The sequence below is a fragment of the Blautia sp. AF32-4BH genome (assembly GCF_003460565.1).
Taxonomy (GTDB): Bacteria; Bacillota; Clostridia; order Lachnospirales; family Lachnospiraceae; genus Fusicatenibacter; species Fusicatenibacter saccharivorans.
Window position 1 is genome coordinate 24727 of sequence record NZ_QTVL01000016.1, and the last position, 20138, is coordinate 44864.

16 protein-coding genes and 1 pseudogene are annotated in these 20138 nt (G+C 47.2%); 9 read left to right on the plus strand and 8 right to left on the minus strand.

Features of this window, described 5'->3' with window-relative positions:
* Nucleotides 1-20 precede the first annotated feature (20 nt).
* From DWZ44_RS15245 to udk, 7 genes and pseudogenes are all read left to right on the plus strand, one after another.
* Nucleotides 21-1331 carry an amidohydrolase family protein gene (locus DWZ44_RS15245; RefSeq protein WP_055225930.1) on the plus strand — a complete coding sequence of 437 codons (1311 nt, stop codon included), beginning with the start codon at nt 21-23 and terminating at the stop codon, nt 1329-1331.
* A 105-nt stretch (nt 1332-1436) separates the two neighbouring features.
* Nucleotides 1437-2609: a BMP family lipoprotein gene (locus DWZ44_RS15250; protein WP_117805238.1), complete on the plus strand. Its 1173-nt coding sequence runs from the start codon at nt 1437-1439 to the stop codon at nt 2607-2609.
* 168 nt (nt 2610-2777) lie between these two features.
* Nucleotides 2778-4325 (plus strand): ABC transporter ATP-binding protein, encoded by a 1548-nt coding sequence (locus tag DWZ44_RS15255; protein WP_416388191.1) that lies wholly within the window; start codon nt 2778-2780, stop codon nt 4323-4325.
* Between the two features lie 18 nt (nt 4326-4343).
* The gene (locus tag DWZ44_RS15260) at nt 4344-5465 is read left to right on the plus strand and encodes an ABC transporter permease (protein WP_117805240.1); all 1122 of its coding nucleotides are present in this window, start codon (nt 4344-4346) and stop codon (nt 5463-5465) included.
* The gene (locus DWZ44_RS15265; RefSeq protein ID WP_055225933.1) at nt 5465-6400 is read left to right on the plus strand and encodes an ABC transporter permease; all 936 of its coding nucleotides are present in this window, start codon (nt 5465-5467) and stop codon (nt 6398-6400) included. Before DWZ44_RS15260 ends, DWZ44_RS15265 begins: the two co-directional genes overlap by 1 nt.
* A 248-nt stretch (nt 6401-6648) precedes the next feature.
* The gene (gene deoC / locus DWZ44_RS15270) at nt 6649-7290 is read left to right on the plus strand and encodes a deoxyribose-phosphate aldolase (RefSeq protein WP_022461750.1); all 642 of its coding nucleotides are present in this window, start codon (nt 6649-6651) and stop codon (nt 7288-7290) included.
* A 13-nt stretch (nt 7291-7303) separates the two neighbouring features.
* Nucleotides 7304-7932: pseudogene (gene udk / locus DWZ44_RS15275) on the plus strand (uridine kinase).
* Nucleotides 7933-8019: 87 nt separating this feature from the next.
* Here udk and DWZ44_RS15280 read toward each other — a convergent pair.
* The 5 genes from DWZ44_RS15280 to DWZ44_RS15300 all read right to left on the minus strand — a co-directional run bounded on the left by DWZ44_RS15280 (nt 8020) and on the right by DWZ44_RS15300 (nt 12636).
* A complete protein-coding gene (locus DWZ44_RS15280; protein ID WP_022461752.1) occupies nt 8020-8898 on the minus strand; it encodes a DUF3881 family protein in 879 nt (292 codons plus the stop codon).
* A gap of 39 nt (nt 8899-8937) precedes the next feature.
* Entirely contained in the window at nt 8938-10227 is a 1290-nt protein-coding gene (gene serS / locus DWZ44_RS15285) for a serine--tRNA ligase (RefSeq protein WP_022461753.1), read from the minus strand.
* Nucleotides 10228-10406: 179 nt separating this feature from the next.
* Nucleotides 10407-10922, minus strand: a complete 516-nt coding sequence (locus tag DWZ44_RS15290; protein ID WP_022461754.1) for a DUF4446 family protein — start codon at nt 10920-10922, stop codon at nt 10407-10409.
* Nucleotides 10923-10933: 11 nt separating this feature from the next.
* On the minus strand, nt 10934-11866 hold the full coding sequence (locus DWZ44_RS15295) for a ParB/RepB/Spo0J family partition protein (RefSeq protein ID WP_055225940.1): 933 nt from the start codon (nt 11864-11866) through the stop codon (nt 10934-10936).
* Nucleotides 11866-12636 carry a ParA family protein gene (locus DWZ44_RS15300; protein ID WP_055225942.1) on the minus strand — a complete coding sequence of 257 codons (771 nt, stop codon included), beginning with the start codon at nt 12634-12636 and terminating at the stop codon, nt 11866-11868. Before DWZ44_RS15300 ends, DWZ44_RS15295 begins: the two co-directional genes overlap by 1 nt.
* Nucleotides 12637-13119: 483 nt before the next feature.
* On the opposite strand from DWZ44_RS15300, the gene DWZ44_RS15305 reads away from it, so the two are divergent.
* On the plus strand, nt 13120-13500 hold the full coding sequence (locus DWZ44_RS15305; protein ID WP_055225943.1) for a DUF6483 family protein: 381 nt from the start codon (nt 13120-13122) through the stop codon (nt 13498-13500).
* Nucleotides 13501-15015: 1515 nt separating this feature from the next.
* Nucleotides 15016-15978 (plus strand): alpha/beta fold hydrolase, encoded by a 963-nt coding sequence (locus tag DWZ44_RS15310; RefSeq protein WP_117805241.1) that lies wholly within the window; start codon nt 15016-15018, stop codon nt 15976-15978.
* Nucleotides 15979-16077: 99 nt separating this feature from the next.
* Here the strand turns inward: DWZ44_RS15310 and DWZ44_RS15315 are convergent, their stop codons facing one another.
* The 3 genes from DWZ44_RS15315 to DWZ44_RS15325 form a co-directional block, all read right to left on the minus strand.
* Nucleotides 16078-16887 carry a hypothetical protein gene (locus DWZ44_RS15315; protein WP_055266712.1) on the minus strand — a complete coding sequence of 270 codons (810 nt, stop codon included), beginning with the start codon at nt 16885-16887 and terminating at the stop codon, nt 16078-16080.
* Between the two features lie 147 nt (nt 16888-17034).
* Entirely contained in the window at nt 17035-18621 is a 1587-nt protein-coding gene (locus DWZ44_RS15320) for a DUF4340 domain-containing protein (RefSeq protein ID WP_117805242.1), read from the minus strand.
* Nucleotides 18621-20138, minus strand: a complete 1518-nt coding sequence (locus tag DWZ44_RS15325; RefSeq protein WP_243002116.1) for a GldG family protein — start codon at nt 20136-20138, stop codon at nt 18621-18623. Before DWZ44_RS15325 ends, DWZ44_RS15320 begins: the two co-directional genes overlap by 1 nt.

Genomic DNA, 20138 nt, shown 5'->3' on the forward strand with positions numbered 1-20138 from the left:
AAATAAAGGAGAGATCTTTTTTGAATACACGTTTTTACAACGCCAAAATTCTCGTACTCGACGCTGAAAACCATTTTTCCATCGCCGAAGACGAACTTCATGTCACCGGCGACACCATCACCTATATCGGACCTGGTAGAAAAGCAGATCCAGATGCCGCAGAGACCACTGTCTTCGACCGCGAAATTGACGCCCGCGGCAATCTTCTGATCCCGGGCTTTAAAAACGCACACACGCACACCCCGATGACCTTCCTCCGCTCCTACGCGGACGATCTCCCGCTCCACGAATGGCTCGAGCGCCAGGTCTTCCCGAACGAGGCAAAGCTCGCCGGGGACGACGTTTACTGGCTCAATATCCTCGGCATCATGGAATATCTGACGAGCGGCATCACCTCCAATTTCGACATGTACATCCAGCAGAAAAACAGCATCGCTGCCACGGTCGACACCGGATTCCGCACCGTTCTTACCAGCGGTCTCAACAACTTCGTCGACAGCCCGGAAATTCTCGAAGAGATGTATAACTATGTCAACAAACTCTCCGACCGCACCTCGTATCTGCTCGGTTTCCACGCCGAATATACGACCGGCGGCCCGCTTCTTGAATCCGTTGCCAAACTCGCCGAAAAATACCATTCCCCTGTCTGGACACACAACGCCGAAACAAAAAGCGAAGTCGAGGGCTGTAAAGAGCGCTGGGGACTCACCCCGACACAGCTGATGGAACGCTTAGGCATGTTCCAGTACGGAGGCGGCGGCTACCACTGCATCTGGATGGAGGACCGCGATTTTGAGATCTTCCGTGACCGGAAACTGACGGCCGTTACCAATCCCTCCTCAAACCTGAAGCTCGCCTCCGGCATCTGCCCGCTGAAGCGTTTTTACGATAACGGCATCAACCTCGCCATCGGCACTGACGGGCCAGCCAGCAACAACTGCCTCGACATGTTCCGCGAAATGTTCCTGACCACCGGTCTTTCCAAAGTCCGTGAGATGGACGCCGCAGGAATCCCGGCTGATGCGATACTCTACATGGCAACCGCAGGCGGCGCACACGCGATGCAGCTTACTGACTGCGACCGTCTCGCTGCCGGCAAAAAGGCCGATCTCGTCATGATTGACCTCCATCAGCCGAACATGCAGCCGGAGAATAATCTGATCAAAAACCTCGTTTACAGCGGCAGCAAACAGAACGTAAAGCTTACCATGGTAAACGGTCAAATCCTCTACGAAAACGGCGAATTCCATATCGGCTTTGACCCGGAAGAAATTTATGCAAGATCCAACGCCATTATCCGAAGAATTTCCGGCTCGCATGCAGATAATTAGTGGATTTCACGCAGTTTTTCCTTTGCTTGACATACTTTTTTCTTTTATATTATAATGTAGCCATACACGCAAAAACGCTGTACCTCTTGAAAGGAGAATACTATTATGAAAAAGAAAGTAGTTAGCTTACTGCTTGCAGCCGCCATGACAACTGCTGCACTCGCAGGATGCGGTTCCTCCAACGGCTCCTCTTCCTCCGACGCATCCACAAGCGCCGATTCCACCAGCGCAACTTCCGCTTCTGCTTCCACAGATGGAGAAAAAAAAGACGCCGCAGGTGAGAAAATTGCCATGATCACAGACTCCGGAGATATCACCGACGAATCCTTCAACCAGATCACCTGGGAAACTGTATGCGCCTACGGCGATGCAAACGGCGTAGAGTACGAGTACTACAAACCGGCAGAGGATACCGATGAAGAGCGTATCAACTCCATCGATCTTGCTGTTTCCGAGGGTGCTACCGTTGTTGTAATGCCAGGTTACCTGTTCGGACCTGCCATCGCTGAAGAGCAGGACACCTATCCGGATGTAACCTTCATCGCAGTCGATGTTACCGAAGGTGATATTGTAAAAAACGGCAAAGCTGTTGATCTCGGAAAGAACGTGTACATCTGCTCCTTCGAAGAAGAGCAGGCCGGCTACCTGGCTGGATACGCTGCAGTAAAAGACGGCTACACAAGTCTTGGTTTCCTCGGCGGTATCGCTGTTCCGGCCGTTATCCGTTTCGGTTACGGTTATGTACAGGGTATCAACGCTGCTGCTGAAGAAGACGGCGTAGATGTAAACGTAAAATATTACTATGGCGGCCAGTTCTACGGCGATGACTCCATCACCGCCCGTATGGAGGGCTGGTATGCAGACGGAACACAGGTTGTATTCGCCTGCGGCGGCGGTATCTGGACATCTGCTCTGGATGCAGCTGAGACACACGACGGAAAAGTTATTGGTGTAGACGTTGACCAGCGTTCCAAAATCGGCGAGCGCTGCCTGACTTCCGCTATGAAAGGTCTTCCAAGCGCCATCAACAACGCTCTGGATTCCTACTTCAACGGAAACTTCTCTGAACTTGGCGGAACTGCTCAGCAGCTTGGACTGAAAGACGGAGATTACATCGGCCTTCCTACCGATTCCGAATCCTGGGGATTCACAACCTTCACACAGGATCAGTATGAAACTGTACTGGCTGGTATCCGCGATGGTTCCATCGAAATCTCCAGCGATACAGAAAATCAGCCGGAAGTAGGTTCTCACGTAACCGTTGATTACATCAGCTAATGTGCATACTGTTTCTGTAACAATATGCCTTTTGGGGAAGAGAATATTATTTCTCTTCCCCTTTTTTTCTGTCACACAAAATGCTATACTAGACATAATGAAAGCCCGCAGTTCTGCCCTGTTTTCCATGCCTTCGGCAGTCCTGCCAAACCACGCTTGAAAGGGAATATGTATATGGAAAATGAGTACATTATTGAGATGTTGAACATCACCAAAGAATTCCCGGGTATCAAGGCGAACGACAACATTACGTTACAGCTCAAAAAAGGAGAAATCCATGCTCTGCTTGGAGAAAACGGTGCAGGAAAATCAACCCTGATGAGTATTCTTTTTGGTCTGTATCAGCCTACCTCCGGAATCATCAAGAAGAATGGGCAGGAAGTCCATATCAACACGCCGAACGACGCCAATGATCTCAACATCGGTATGGTGCACCAGCACTTTAAGCTGGTCGAATGTTTCTCGGTTCTCGACAACATCATCCTCGGCGTAGAGCCGACCAAAGGCCTTTTCCTCGAGAAAAAGAATGCCCGTGCAAAAGTCATGGAACTGAGCGAGAAATACGGTCTGATGGTCGATCCGGACGCTCTGATCTCGGATATCACCGTCGGCATGCAGCAGCGTACCGAAATTCTGAAAATGCTCTACCGTGACAACGAAGTCCTGATCTTCGACGAGCCGACCGCGGTTCTGACGCCGCAGGAAATCGACGAGCTGATGAAGATCATGAAGAACCTCGCAAAAGAAGGAAAATCCATCCTCTTCATCACCCATAAACTCAACGAGATCATGGAAGTTGCCGACCGCTGTACGATTCTCCGCAAAGGAAAATACATCGGAACCGTCAACATCAGCGAAACTTCCAAAGAAGAGCTCTCCCGCATGATGGTCGGAAGAAACGTCAGCTTCTCCGTCAACAAAAAGCCGTCAAAACCGGGCGACACCGTTCTGAAAGTAGAGCACATAACCGTACCGAGCAAGGTGCACGGAAACAACGCCGTCAAAGATGTTTCCTTTAATGTAAGAAAAGGCGAGATTGTCTGCATCGCAGGTATCGATGGAAACGGCCAGTCCGAGTTCGTTCAGGGCCTCACGGGACTGGAAAAAGTATCCGGCGGTAAAATTCTGTTCAACGGACAGGACATCACGAAAGCTTCCATCCGCGACCGCTCCAAGATGGGCATGAGCCACATCCCGGAGGACCGCCATAAACACGGCCTCGTGCTGGATTACTCCATCGAGCAGAATATGGTGCTGCAGCGTTACTGGCAGCCGGAATTTGAATCCTTCGGCTTTATCAAATCAAAAGCCGTGCGCGAATATGCCGAGCGCCTGATCGAGCAGTACGATGTCCGCAGCGGCCAGGGTCCTGTGACCATCACCCGCAGCATGTCCGGCGGAAACCAGCAGAAAGCGATCATCGCGCGTGAGATCGACAAAGATCCTGATCTTCTCGTTGCGGTACAGCCTACCCGTGGTCTTGATGTCGGAGCCATCGAATACATTCACAGCCAGCTCGTTGCACAGCGCGACAAGGGAAAAGCCGTTCTTCTGGTTTCTCTGGAACTGGATGAGGTTATGGATGTTTCCGACCGTATTCTTGTTATGTACGAAGGAGAGCTGGTCGGCCAGCTGGATCCGAAAACCGTTTCTGTCGAAGAACTCGGTCTCTACATGGCAGGTGCAAAACGGGATCCGGTTCCCGAAGAAGTATAAAAGAGAGGTAAGAAAAGCATGAACGAAAAAATGAAAAACGCTCTTCTATCCATTGTCGCTTCTCTTGTATGTATTGTGATCGGTCTTCTTGTGGGATTTATCATTTTATACTGCATCAACGCGGAAAACGCAGTGGATGGATTTACACGAATCATCAAAGGCGGCTTTTACTTAAAGCCGAAGGGAATCGGAAGTGAAATCGCTCAGTCCGCTCCCCTGATTATGACCGGACTTTCGGTTGCATTTGCTTTTAAAACAGGTCTGTTCAACATCGGTGCTGCCGGACAGTACACCGTCGGTGTCTTCGGCGCCCTGTATTTTGCCATCATCCTCCACATGCCATGGTATGTATGCCTTCTGGCTGCTATGGTCTGCGGAGCCATCTGGGGAGCAGTTCCTGGTATCTTCAAAGCATACTTCAACGTAAATGAAGTTATTACTTCCATCATGTTCAACTGGATTGGTCTTTATCTTGTCAATGAGCTGATGTACAACACCATCCCGGGCATGTATGATCAGAAGACCACACGTACTTACAAATTAAGCTCCGCTTCTCCAAAATCCCTGATTCCGGACTGCGGCATGAACTCCATTTTCCGTACCAGTTCCACAACGATTGCGATTTTCATTGCGATTGCCATTGCGGTCATCATCTACATCGTTCTGAACAAAACAACCTTCGGCTATGAGCTGAAAGCCTGCGGGTTCAATAAGGATGCTGCCAAATACGCCGGCATCAACGAGAAGAGAAACGTTGTTCTCTCCATGACCATCGCAGGTGCGCTTGCCGGAATCGGTGCAGGCCTCTACTTCCTCTCCGGTGCATCCGAGTGGAACCCGCAGGTATCGACAGCACTCCCGGCCATCGGATTTAATGGTATCCCGGTTGCGCTTCTTGCACTTAGCAACCCGATCGGCGTTATCTTTGCTGCTCTCTTCGTTGCTCATATTTCGGTCGGCGGTGCTTACCTGCCTACGAAATATTATCAGCCGGAGATCGCGGACCTGATCGTTGCCGTTATCATTTACCTTTGCGCATTCGTTACCCTGTTCAAGGGCATCGTTGCAAACCTGTTCAAGAGCAAAAAAGAGCAGAAAGCAAATGCCAATGCAGACAACGGAAAGGAGGAGAAGAAATAATGTTCCTTTTAATTAAATTTACCTTACTGTACGCCGTTGTTCTGATGCTCGTTGCGATGGGCGGTATGTTCTCCGAGCGAAGCGGTGTCATCAACATCGCGCTGGAAGGAATCATGGCGATCGGCGGCCTTGCCGGTGTCTTCGTCCTGGTTCTGTTCCCGGACCTCCCGGCTCCTGCACTTGTGGCACTTTCCATTCTGGCGAGCGCCGTATCCGGTATGATCTACTCTCTGCTGCTTGGCTTCTCCGCCATCACACTGAAAGCAGACCAGACGATCGGCGGAACCGCGCTGAACATGCTGGCTACTGCCATTGCCATCGTCCTGGTAAAAGCATTCAACAACGGCTCGGATGCCGGAAACGGTGCAGCTTCCGCAAAGCTGAACTACACCAACGCCGCTTTCATTTACAAGATCGGACCATTTACCGTGAACATCTTCCTGTTCATCGGCATCATCCTTCTGATCTGCAGCTACGTGTTCCTCTTCAAAACGAAATGGGGACTGCGCCTGCGTGCCTGCGGTGAGCATCCACAGGCAGCCGACTCTGTTGGTATCAACGTATACCAGTGGAGATACACCGGTGTTATCATCTCCGGTGCACTCGGCGGTATCGGCGGATTTGCCTACATCGTTCCGTCCGTTACCACCTGGAACTTCGAAGTCGGCGTAGCCGGTGCCGGATTCCTTGCCCTCGCTGTTATGATCTTCGGTCAGTGGAAACCGTTCCACATTGCCGGAGCAGCCGTATTCTTTGCGGTATTCCGTTCCCTGGCAAACATTGCGGACTCCACCGTCCTCTCCCATCTGGGACTGTCCAAGAACATTTACAACATGATGCCGTTTATCGCATCCATGATTATTCTCGCCTTCACATCCAAGAATTCCCAGGCTCCGAAAGCCGAAGGTATTCCATACGATAAGGGCGCAAGATAATATGTAACTATTCAGAGCCATGTGAAATGGAAGAAAAAATTGCGAATCATGCTTGCATGAATGAGCGGTTTTTTCTGGAATTTCATATGGCGAGCAGCCACATCGAGATGCAGCGCAGCGGAATCGAGATGTGGCTCTGAATAGTTACAATTTTTAAAGGCAGAGCCGTTAAATCCGAACTGTGTTTTTTCGGCTCTGCCTTTTCTCTATCATTCTGATTTATTTTTCATAAAAGAAAGGAAAAAATTATGCTGAACACCAAATTATTTGACCACACTATCTTAAAAGCAGACGCAACCGAAGCACAGGTTGCAAAGATCTGCGACGAGGCACTTGCACATGATTTTGCTTCTGTCTGCGTCAACCAGTACTACACCAAATTCGTTGCTGAAAAGCTCAAAGGATCTGACGTCAAAGTCTGCACCGTTGTCGGCTTCCCTCTGGGCATGTCCGATACCCGTGTAAAAGCGTTTGAGACCCGTGCGGCCATCGAAGACGGTGCACAGGAGGTTGATATGGTCATCAACGTCGGAGCCCTCAAAGACGGCAAATACGACTTCGTACGCTCCGATATCCAGACCTTAAAAGAAGTATGCGGCAAGGACATCGTTCTGAAAGTCATCATCGAGACCTGCCTTTTAACCGATGAAGAGAAAGTAAAAGCGTGCGAGCTCGCAAAAGAAGCCGGCGCTGACTTCGTAAAAACCTCCACCGGATTTTCTACCGGCGGTGCAAAAGCGGCTGATGTTGCCCTGATGAGAAAGACCGTAGGCCCGGATATGGGCGTAAAAGCTTCCGGCGGAATCCACAACGCAGACGAGGCACAGGCTATGGTAGATGCCGGCGCAAGCCGTCTCGGAACAAGCGCAACACTGGCTATCATCGGATAAAAAGGAGTTTCTTATGGATACGATACTGATAGGAATTGCCGGAGGAACCGGCAGTGGAAAAACGACACTGGCAGATAAGCTGGTAGAAGTTTTGGACGCGATGAAGTGAGCATTCTGCGCCATGACAACTATTACAAACGCCATGACGATATTCCTTTTGAGGAGCGTGCCAAATTAAATTACGATCATCCCGATGCCTTTGATACCGACCTGTTATGCCAGCACATTCTCGAGCTGAAAGCCGGAAAATCCATCGAGATGCCGGTTTACGATTATGCCATGCATAACCGCTCGGATAAAACGATTCTGGTCCATCCTGCCCCGGTTATCGTGCTCGAGGGCATTCTCCTCTTCGTTGAGAATGATCTCTGCGATCTGATGGACATCAAAGTCTTTGTCGATACCGATGCGGACGTGCGGATTCTCCGCCGGATCCTGCGCGATGTAAAAGAGCGCGGCCGTTCCCTGGACAGCGTTGTAACGCAGTACCTGACGACCGTAAAACCGATGCACGAGCAGTTCGTAGAGCCGAGCAAGCGCCGTGCCGACGTGATCATCCCGGAGGGCGGACAGAACACCGTTGCGCTTGAAATGCTGATCGAGCGGGTACGTAAGCATCTGAATCTGGTGCAGAACCAGTAAACATCCGTTTATCGCTATAAAAATCTGCAAAAAAAGAACGAGGACTGAATTTTCTCTTTTTCCGCCCTCGCTCTTTTTATTTTTCCCTTACAGATGTTCCAGCATTCCCTGCAGCCAGATCTGGCCTTTGAAACGTCTTCCCACTTCCGGTACTCCAAATAAATCCTTTTCGTTGATACAGATGTCTATCGGCACATCGTTGCAGACGAGGCCGAGCTCATACACCCGCTCGCCCGTTACCGCGTTCTTCGTTGTATTCATCTCCGTAATTTCACCCATCACGCTGTACTGGTCACATTCGAGACCGCTCGGCATGAAAAAGCTATCTACAATAGAAAAGACATCTTCCTTCGTCAGACGCTGGGAAATCATGGCATATGTGTCAATATCATCCATGGTGAGACTTTCCATCGCATCCTCATCCCCGTTTCTGGCAGCCGAGATCAGTGAATTCTTCTGCTGCGTGCTGCGACGCTCCTTCTCGACCTGTTCCGGGTCTTTCTGGATCGGAAGCAGAATTGTTCCTTCCGCTGCAAGACCGGAGACAGAAAGCGGGAGCGGAAGCGGCTGCAGCGCATTTTTCTGTTTCATCTCAAGATATTCCGCTGCATGCGTCAGATAAAAGATCATCGTGATGCCAAGCCGCATATCGTCGCAGGCGCCTGCAAACGATTCCTTATCGACGTGGCGCTCCACCGATACCTCCTCGTAGGAACTGATCTGTCCGCCCTCGAAATAGGGATAATAATATTCCATCTGGAAACGGTTGTTCTCATCAATTTCCCCACAGACCGTGATACCACAGTCATATGCATATTCTTTCGAAAATTCAGCAAAAAGGTGGTGTTCTTCTGTTTCCACAATCTTTTTACGGTCGTAGTTTTCTACTACATCACGAAGAAGCTCCTGGAGTTCTTTCGTCGTCTTGATCTTTGAAAATCCAATGGTTTTCAGGTAAGCGTGCATAAGAACACCTCCTCTCATTCCTTTGTATTTCTTATGCGATTAGTGTTTCGGAACCAGTTTCTCTTTTCCGCCCATGTACATACGAAGAACTTCCGGAATGCTTACGGTTCCGTCGGCATTCAGGTTGTTCTCCAGGAATGCGATCAGCATACGCGGCGGAGCAACTACGGTGTTGTTCAGGGTATGTGCCAGGTATTTCTTTCCGTCCTCGCCGTTGACACGGATTTTCAGACGTCTTGCCTGTGCATCACCAAGGTTGGAGCAGCTTCCTACCTCGAAGTATTTCTTCTGACGCGGAGACCATGCCTCAACATCGACAGATTTTACTTTCAGGTCAGCCAGGTCACCGGAGCAGCACTCCAGAGTACGAACCGGGATATCCATGGAACGGAACAGGTCTACGGTGTTCTTCCACAGTTTGTCATACCACATCATGCTGTCTTCCGGTTTGCAGACAACAACCATCTCCTGTTTCTCGAACTGGTGGATACGATAAACACCACGCTCCTCGATGCCGTGTGCTCCTTTTTCTTTACGGAAGCACGGAGAGTAGCTGGTCAGGGTCAGAGGCAGTTTCTCCTCCGGGATGATGCTGTCGATGAATTTACCGATCATGGAGTGCTCGCTGGTTCCGATCAGGTACAGATCCTCGCCCTCGATTTTGTACATCATGGACTCCATCTCAGCGAAGCTCATAACACCGTTTACGACGTTGCCGTGGATCATGAAAGGCGGTACGCAGTAGGTAAATCCGCGGTCAATCATGAAATCTCTTGCATAAGAAAGGATGGCAGAGTGGAGGCGTGCAATGTCGCCCATCAGATAATAGAATCCGTTTCCTGCAACTTCTCTTGCTGCGTCCAGATCGATTCCGTCGAAGGACTCCATAATGTCGGTGTGATACGGGATTTCAAAATCCGGTACAACCGGCTCGCCGAAGCGCTCTGCTTCTACGTTCTCGCTGTCATCTTTTCCGATCGGTACGGAAGGATCGATGATGTTCGGGATCACCATCATGATCTTCTTGATTTCTTCTTCTACTTCTTTTTCTCTTGCAGAAAGAGCCTCGATGCGGGAACCGTCAACAGCTACCTGTTTCTTTACTTCCTCAGCCTCTTCTCTCTTGCCCTGGCCCATCAGTGCGCCGATCTGTTTGGAGATTTTGTTTCTTTTTGCACGAAGTGCTTCTACTTCCTGTTTGATGTCACGGTTTTCTTTATCCAGCTCGATGACTTTATCAACCAGCTCCAGTTTCTGATCCTGGAATTTATTTCGGATATTCTGTTTTACAACTTCCGGGTTTTCTCTTAAAAACTTAATGTCTAACATAATTTCCTCCTAGTAGATCTTATCCCCTCATTTTGGCGGGATTCTTTTTGTTCTTTCCAGCCCGGAACCACTGCCGTTTTTCCAGCATTTATGCGGGTTTGGCGCGTTCCAGTACCATCATATAACAGTATATGCATTTTTTCAAGCGTTCTTTCATGCTGTTTTTCTGCGGTCCGCTTTTACATCAGATCGATCGAATTCATCGTAATTGCCTGGCGCAGCGCGTCGATTTCCTCGGCGCTCAGCATGATATAGGACTCGCCTTTTACGATCTCTTTCAGATATAAAAAACAGTTGTCACGGCTGTGGATTGCATTCAGGATAAAACCTGTGTTTTCTTTGTCGAGCATTGCCAGCGCAAAACTCATCTTTCCGCCCACATCGTCAAACGCATCATATTTTACGATTCCGTATTTGTTCAGCGTCATGCCCTGGATCTTTTTCAGATCCGCAAGATTTTTTTTCGTCAGCTCATTCTGCTTGTTCAGTTTGTCAATTTCCTTGAACCGCTGATGAAACAGCTTTTCGAGTGACTGGGCGTCTTTTCCCTTCATAAAGCTTCTGTACTTCTGGTTCAGTCTGCTCAGACGCAGCGACATGCTGACCGTCATAATCATCATCACGATAATCAGTACAATCAGAAGAAGTACAACAACGCCAAGGTCAATTCCTACCTTACTAAATAAATCGCTCATTATTCTACCTCTTACTGTATTGATTCAAACAGATCCATGATTCTCTCGAGCTCTTCCTGGGAATAATACTCGATCTCGATCTTTCCTTTGTGCTTTGCCCCGCGGTGAATGGAAACCTTGGTACCGATGATACTCTTGATTTTCTCTTCCAGTCCCTCGTAGATGGCTTCCTCTTCCAGGTTGACTTTCTTTTCTTTCTTCACCTTTGGATTTAAGATCTCTTTGACCAGGCGCTCCGTTTCACGGACGCTGAGCTTTTCATCGAAGATTTTCATGGCCGTATTGTACTGGAGTTCCTTGTCCTCCAGTGCCAGCAGTGTCCGTACATGACCCGTTGTCAGCATTTCATCGACAACCATCTGCTGTACTCTGTCATCCAGCTTTAAGAGACGCATCGAGTTCGTAACCGCCGTTCTGCTCTTGGAAACCCGCTCTGCGATTTCGTCCTGGCGAAGATGGAACTCTTCCATCAGGCGTTTGTATGCGTGTGCCTCCTCAATTGGATTCAGGGATTCTCTCTGAATATTTTCAATCAAAGAAATCTCTACGACTTCCTGCTCGGTAAAGTCCTTGATAATCACCGGAACTTCTTTGACACCGGCAAGTTTTGCCGCTCTCCATCTTCTCTCTCCGGCGATGATCTCGTAGTAGTCATCCTTTTTCTGTACCAGAATCGGCTGCAGGATACCGAACTGTTTGATGGATTCCGAGAGCTCGATGAGGCCATCCTCGTCAAAAGACTTTCTCGGCTGTTCCCGGTTCGGCTCGATATCAGAGATTTTCAGTTTCATCTCGATCGGTTTTTCAACAACTTTTTCAACAACCTTCTCGACAACCTTAATTTCCGGTTTTGCCTTTTTCTCTTTTGCTTCTGCTTTAGATGGGAGTCCTGGTGAAATCAGTGAATCCAGGCCTTTCCCTAATCCTCCTCTTCTTGCCGCCATTACTCTTCATCCCCCCTGTGAATCACTTCGTCTGCCAGGAGACGGTAGCTCTCTGCACCGGTGGAACGCTTATCATAATAGTTGATCGGCATGCCATAGCTCGGTGCCTCTGCAAGACGGACATTTCTCGGAATAATGGTCTTATAGATATTCTGTTTCAGGATATCCTTTACATTTTCCACTACCTGCAGAGAAAGATTGGTTCTCGCATCGTACATGGTAAAGACAACGCCCTCCATCTCCAGATCCGGATTCAGACGCTCCTGCACCAGCTCAATCGTATGCATCAGCTGTGATAATCCCTCCAGTGCGTAATATTCACACTGAATCGGCACCAGAACGGTGTCCGCGGTGGTCATCGCGTTGATCGTCAGCATATTTAAGGACGGCGGGCAGTCGATGATGATGAAGTCATACTGATCGCGGACCTGATCGATTGCTTTTTTCAGAATGAATTCTTTATCATCCACCCCGATCAGCTCAATTTCCGCTCCGGCCAGATTGACATTGGAAGGAACGAGGGAAAGATTGTCGAATTTCAGCGGAATAATACAATCCTCCAGTTTCGACTCTCCCAGAAGCAGTTCATAGATTGTATTTTCTACTTCGTTTTTCTCCACTCCCATTCCGCTGGTTGTATTTCCCTGCGGATCCATATCAATGGTCAGAACTTTTTGTCCCATTTCCCCTAAACAGGAAGAAAGGTTGATTGCGGTGGTAGATTTCCCTACGCCGCCTTTCTGGTTGGCAATTGCAATTGTTCTTCCCAAAATATGTATTGCCTCCTTTCATCTTTTTGTTTTCCTTTTTTTACTGTTTTTCCCTTTTACAGGAAATGACCTGCCGGCATTTTTTCGGGAAACAGGAAACTATGCGGCAGGTATTTCGGCGTGTTCAAGGAAATAATTTTTCTCTTCATGCGCCAGTATATCTGAGGATTTCTTCAGATTTCTATCTAAAATTGCCCCAATTTGGGACAAGAATATTCTATCATACTACGCCGGATTTTACTACTGGAAATGTTTCACGTGAAACATTTTCTGCATTTTTACATGATCGCGGGACACCAAACCGGTGAATTTTGGAGATTTTTGGCGATGTTTCACGTGAAACATTTTTAAAAAGATGCTGTTTCACAAAGGGATTTTTCTTTTTTTAACGTTTTTCAAGGCTTTTTCATGTTATACTATATCTATTCCGGCCATTATTTTTTGACCGAACTTGCTCACAACCGAAGAAAGGAGGTTTTCGCCATGTTTGAAGATGATTATCTGCTGCGTTTGATCAAAGAAATGGTTCGAACGGTTTTAAAACTGCTTTTTCATATTGATTTCAAAGAGGAGGATCCTGTATCTGTTGTTTTTGAGTCAGAGGATGCAGAAAAAACGTTATATTCGCTGATTCACCTCGCTGATCAGGGATTTATTAACGATGCAGAAAATCAGTTATATGATTTCACACAGAATCCAGAAAATATGGAATCGTTAAAGACTGCACTTCTCTTCTATTCACATTTGAATCAGCTGGACAATGACTTTCTGGAAGACCACAACTACAGCAGGGAAGAAATCGTTTCCGGGGTGAAAGATGTGTTGAACAGGTATCATTTAGATAGTATGAGTGCTCTTTTTTAGAAAATTTTGGATTATGTTTCAAAATACTTTTTACATCCAGGAATTCATGCTTTATCCAGCCGACAATCCGTTTTTCAGTACTAATATTTTTTCTGTAGGGTAAAAAAAGAGACATTACGCGTCATGTCGACTAATAAGAGCAAAATATATTGCAAAGCTGCCATACATCCGAGGGGAACTTTCCGTAACAGATCCCTTCGGATGTATGGCAGCGCATAGACTCAGAAATATTTTTTCAAACGTGCTCTAAACCATTATTTCTACAAAAAATCAGCAAAAAGAGATGTTTACAGGCCTTCCAGGATCGTAAACATCTCTTTTTTTAGCAAAGAAAAAGCTTTTGAGCGTGATTCAGATCCCATTTTTTACATTTTAGTGCTTTTTCTATGAGATTTTACTATTTTTCTGTTTTTAAGTTCCATCAGTAAGAAGCGCGAGCCGTGCAACATTTTTTTCTCCCTTTTTTACTGTTTTTTCTCTTTCTGTTCCCCTTTTTATTACCAGTAGCACATTTTTCTGTTTTTTTTACCATTTCTCTTCCATTTCACGCTACATCCCAATCCCCCTCTTCGCCTATGTCTATTGTTCTTTTCAGCCAACGTCTCTATTTCTTCTTCCGCTGTTGCTGCTCCATCTTTACTTTCTACGTTTTTTCTCTTTTTGTCCGTCGTGCTGTCCTTTCCTTTCTTCTACCCTTCTTCTACTCTTTTTCTCTTTTTTTACTCATATTTTGCTTCATTTGCCTTTCTTATCCTTTTTCCTCTTTTTCCTCTTTTTTCTCCTTTTTTGCCTTTTTTCATCTTTTTCACTTTTTACTTATGTAACTCTCTCACTCCCTCTTTTTCATATTTCACACCTCTCCCAATGTTTCACGTGAAACATCATTTTTCACATTTTCCAGTTCTCATTCTTCATGGAGAAGCAGTTTTCTTATCCTCTTCCTTCGTTCCCCAGCTGTTTTTCGTCTTTCAAACTTTTAAAACATTCGTATTTTTTCTTCCATTTTTATATTTTTATTCTTTTCTCTTGTTTTTCCCATATTTTCGCATGTTTCACACCGTTTTATACTTTCCATTTCTTCGTTTTATTAAATTATTTAATTATGTTTTTGTATTTTTATATAAATTGAACTTTTTAATTCGTTTTTTCGTATTTTCCGAACCATTTACTAAACCCGATCTTGGCCCTCTTTTTTCGGTTTTTTCACCCGTTTGTCAGGATTTTATTTCGTTCTCGTATTTTCAGGTTTTTGTAGTCATCAGGTTTGCTTTTTTTCTCATTTTTCATAGTTATGTAAACTATTTAGTAACGCGTTTTATCTTTGGTTTACATAATCATTGTTGTCCACAATTGCCGCTACAATTTGCTCAATTATCCTCTGTTTTTTCTCTTTTTCCCATCTTTCCCTTCATTTTTGCATTGTATCTTTCTCCTTTTTCGCTTATAATGGGTAAAAAGCACCACATTTTCCCCGAATCCATCCCCTTTGGGAGAACCCTGAAAGGAGTTTTAGATATGAAACACAGCAAAAAACTGGTTACGCTCAGTGTATTAACCACGATGTCCGGTGCAGCGATTTACTTTTTAAATAAGACACTCGATACCGCTGCCATACGGAAAAACCTGCTCGCAGCGACCGAAAAAGAGATCTTCTCCTGGCAGTTCGGCGATATTTTTTACACAAAAAAAGGCACCGGAACCCCGATGCTCTTACTTCATGACTTACATTGTGCCTCCAGCGGCCGCGAATGGCAGTATATTGAGGATACTCTCGCAAAGGATCACACCGTCTACACACTCGATCTTCTCGGCTGCGGCCGTTCCGACAAGCCGGCGATCACGTACACGAACTTTTTATACGTACAGCTCATCGTCACCTTCATCAAGCAGGTCATCGGATGTCCAACCGACGTAATTGCATCCGGTTTATCCGGTTCTTTCGTCGTAACCGCCTGCAATACAGCCCCGAAATGCTTTGGCCGAATCATGATGATCAACCCGACCGACCTTGCCAAGCTCAACAAAATCCCGGATAAACGCAGCCGCTTCCTGAAACGCATGATCGAGCTCCCGCTCGTCGGCACGCTGCTGTACCACACGCTCACCGGCCGCTCCAACATCGAGCTTTTATTCACTGAGAGCTATTATCACAACCCATTCCACCGCTCACCGGAGGACGTAGACGCCTTCTACGAGTCCGCACACCTCCAGAACAGCGCCGGAAAGTACCTTCTCGCAAGCCTCGTGGGCAATTACGTGAACCTCAACATCGGCCACGCCTTAAAACACATCGACAACAGCATGTTCCTCATCGGCGGTGAGGAGGAACCGGGCATCGCAGAAACCTTTGCGCTGTACACAGCGCTCAACACCTCCATCGAAACCCAGATCCTGCCGAAAACAAAGCACATGCCGCAGATGGAGGCCCCGCAGGCCCTCTTAGACCAGATCCAGATCTTCTTCGCACCGGTACAGTAATACCCCCTTCTGCTCCCGGCCTCGAGCGAAAAAAATGAGACAAAAAAACAGAGAATTTACTGATATTTCCATGTCAGTAAATCCTCCGTTTTTCCATTTTTAACCCGGCTCACAGTCCATTTCCAACGCATCTTCCTCTGCGCCCGGATAATCCGTTGGCGGCGCTGTATACGTTTCCATTCCCTCTTTTATTTCATCCATCGTATAAATATTAATTCTCTCCTCCGGCGCTGCATCCGGGTCAAATTCCACCGTTTCTCCCAGTGCAAGCATCATTGGCTCATCCGCATTTCTTTTCTCATCTGCAATCTCATACGCGTTTACATATTCACCCGACGCAGTCTCTACATACTGTCCAAACCCGTCGCAAAGCCGGTAATAAAGCTCCTTTTCCGCATCTTTCTCCAGAAAATACAAGGATTTCTGCCCGATCACCGGATCAAGGTCGCAGAAGCTGATCTGTATATAGTTCTCCCGCCGTTCCTCCTCCGAATACTCCGCTTTCAGCTCCTCTGCGTTCCAGTACGTAATTCCCGCATCCTCCATGGACTGCAGATACTCTTCCACCGTAACTGCTCCGCCCGGCTTTCGAACCGTAATATGTTCTCCGGCTTCCATATCACCTTTCAAAACGTCATCCACCCGCAGTGAAATATCGGTTGCAATCTCAATTCCCCCGGCAAAACAGCTATAATCCTCTACCGTTCCTAGAACAATGAGATCGCTTCCCTCTTTCTGCTCATAAAAGCTATTATAAAACCGATCCCACTCCTTCAACCCTCCGTACTGCATATTTACCTTTGCCGGATCCAGATTTTCAAACCGCATTTTCTCCTCTGTTTCCGCCGTTTCTGCATTACCGCAGCCCACCAGCAGAATACACAATACTGTCAAACAAACCTTTTTCATCCTTTCACCCCCCCATCCACCGTCTTTGTTATACTCCCATTATACTTCTTCCGCTTTCATTTTCCCATAAAAAAGCGGAAGACTTACTGATTTTTTCACTCTCAGTAAATCCTCCGTTTTCAATTTTAACCAGATTTTAATGACTCTTTATTCCGCTGATTCTGACGTGCTGTCTGAAGAACTGTCATCTTCCGTCTTTGCCGCAAGCAGTTTCCCGTAATTTTCCAGCATGGTCTTCACGTTATTTTTATTCACAAGAGACGGCACTCCGTCCTCATCTACCGTGTAATAGAAGCTCGAATCATACGGGCTGTAAGCAAATGTCAGGTCGCCGTCTGTCATATGGAAGACTGCGGTAAACTCGGTATCCTTGGCCTGCACGAGGCTTTCATCCTTCGTCTGCGCCTTCAGGCCAATGAGCGAAGAATAGAACGTGGTAAACGTTGATTTATCAATCGTTTCATCGCCGCAGATGTAACTGATTTCCTGTGTTGTGGAATCGCTGTCGTCATCCTTTTTCTCTTCCACATGGCGTACATACGTCTTCGTCTCGCCGTTATACGTAATATCAAGGCTCGTCAGATCCGATACATTTTCCATGCCGATATACATGTTCCAGAAATCAGATGCCTTCTTTCCGGTGAAGGTTTCAACATTCGAAGCCGTCATCAGATGAACTTCATTCGAGCCGTCCAGCTTCACGTAATAAGAACCGCCGTCCTCATTTGCATTGCCGACATACAATACCAGATCTTTCTCCACCGTAACGGTTGTCGTTTCGGAAGAAGAGCTCGTTGCAGTGCTGTCGCTTGATGCAGAATCTGCCGCAGAATCCGAAGAAGTATCGGCCGTCGTCGCATCATCCGAAGCAACCTCCTGCTCTTCTGTGTAATGCACGCGGATCGTCGTCTTTGGCTGATCCAGTCCATACTGGGAAAGATCCGATGCGTTGTACGTAACAAGATCTCCAAAGCTAAGAGATGCCACTGCACTTGTCATGGTGCCGATCGAATCCGCATCACCGCCATGTGCCGCTCCATCTGCGTCCACAACCTGCCATTCATCCGTCTGAAGTGCCGAATCAGCAGCGCTTACTTCTTTTGTCAGCGTATATCCGTTCTCACCCTCCACCTGCAGCTTTGTAATGTTTTCCGCCGTCACAGATGGCATGGATTCCGTTGTCGCCCACTCCATCATATCGGACGGGAACATCGTTCCAAGCGATGTGCTTACCAGATAAACCTTACTCGTATCATCGTTCAGATAAATATAGTATCTGCTCGAGCTGTTCTTATCTCCGACATGAATCGTCGTTTTCTCGTCTCCCGCAGTCACTACAACCTCCTGAGACGGCGTCTCGAGCCCAAAATCGGCCATAGAATCGATTTCATCGCCTTCAATGACTCTTTCTGCTGTCATGCTGCTAAGAGAGCTTAAAACGTTCGTTATCTTGCCCTCATCCAGTGGGAATCCATCCTCCTGATCGTATGTCCAGATATCGGTATCATCGTCTCCTGCTGTTTTCGTAAAGGACACCGTCTCTCCGTTGATCTGGAACGAAAGCGCTGTTACATCATCTTTTGAAAAATCAACCACTTTTTCGGCGTCTGCACCAGAATTCGAACTGCCGCTGTCCGCATCGGCGGTGCTGTTTTTCTTCGTCAGCACCACCAGTACGGCAAGAAGCAGTACCAAAAGGATCAGGCAGGCCGCCATCTTTCCTTTTTTCTTCATCACTGTTTTCTCCTCTTCATCCAGATCATCACGCCAATCACAACAAGTACCAGCGGAATTCCCGCAATGGTAATAATAGACCAGGTGTTAACTGCCCCCTGTGTAAATACCAGGTTTGTATAGCTTGTGCTCTTGCTTGGAATAACAACGGTCTGCTCCACATCACACATGGAGGTCAGTGCAGTCGCTGCCAGCTTCGAGTTCGCACCGCTGATTGCCTGATCAATCTGGCTGCTCAGCATCGATGCACTCGAGAAATAAATGATCTGTGTCTCTTTATCATCTACAGTTTCTGTAATGGAAACGCCAAGGTCAAATGCGCCCGTCTCACTGTCCGCACTCTTCGACCAGGTGCTGTTCTCCGGGTCATTTTCAATATAAGCGTCCTCGGTGGTCGTCAGAAGGCTCTTGATCGTAATGGTATCACGATAAGAATCGAGCTTCTGAATTGCCTGTGCAACCGGCATCAGAATGTAATTACTCTTTACTTCGGTTGTAATGTCATCACTCTGAATGTTCGGCAGCAGATAATACGGCATCTGCGGATAATAATGCTGGGAATCGGTCTCCACAACAATTCCGCTGGAGCGTTTCACGCCGTAATTTTCCAGAATGGAATCCAGATTTGGCATATCCGTTCCGGTATAGCTGGTGAACATCAGAAGTTTTCCGCCGTTTTCCAGGTAGGTAATGACTTTATTTGCCTCATCCTCTGAAAAATCGGTGGTCGGGGACATGATTACAAGCTCCTCGGCATCCTCCGGGATATCGTCTGTCATCAGGGCAAGATCACTAATTTCCACATTGTTTTTATTAACTGCATCACTGAAGTTCGTAGAAAGATCGCTCTCGGAAGCCTCGCCGTGGCCGGTTACCCAGTAAACCTTCGGGTTGTTTTCACTCGTCACATACGTGATGGCGCTGGTAATCTGACCCTCGCCGTCAAAGCCGGTCGTCTGTGTCTGATAGGTCTGATAGTTTGTGGAAGTCTCCCACATATCACTGTTGCTGACCACCTTGCTCTTATCGCCGCATACGACAATTACACTGTTTGCAGCTACCGTCTGATCGGTATACTGACTCGTAAATTTCGGATACAGATCCGGGTCTTTTGTCTCTACTTTGATATGGTCAGAAAGCTCATCGTAGTGCTCCAGCAGCTTCTCGATCGTATCGTTTTCGCTGCCTTTCTGTACGATATAGTACAGGGTGACGTCTTGATCGAGGTCCTTTAATGCCGTTTTCGTCTCATCTGTAATGGAGTACATTTTCTGGGTACTCAGGTCAATCTGCGTTTTACTGGTCGGAATCTGTGCCACAATCAGGTTAATAACTACAATCACGGCCAGAACAATCACCGTCATAATCGAAGAATAAGAGCCCTGTTTCAGATGCTTTTTCTGCTCCTCGCCGGTAAACACTTCCTTCAGATGTTCTTTGGAGAACGTCTTTTTCAGCTTTTCTTTAATATTAAAATTCATTTTATGCTGTTTCTTTTCTTTCTTTTCGCTGCTCAT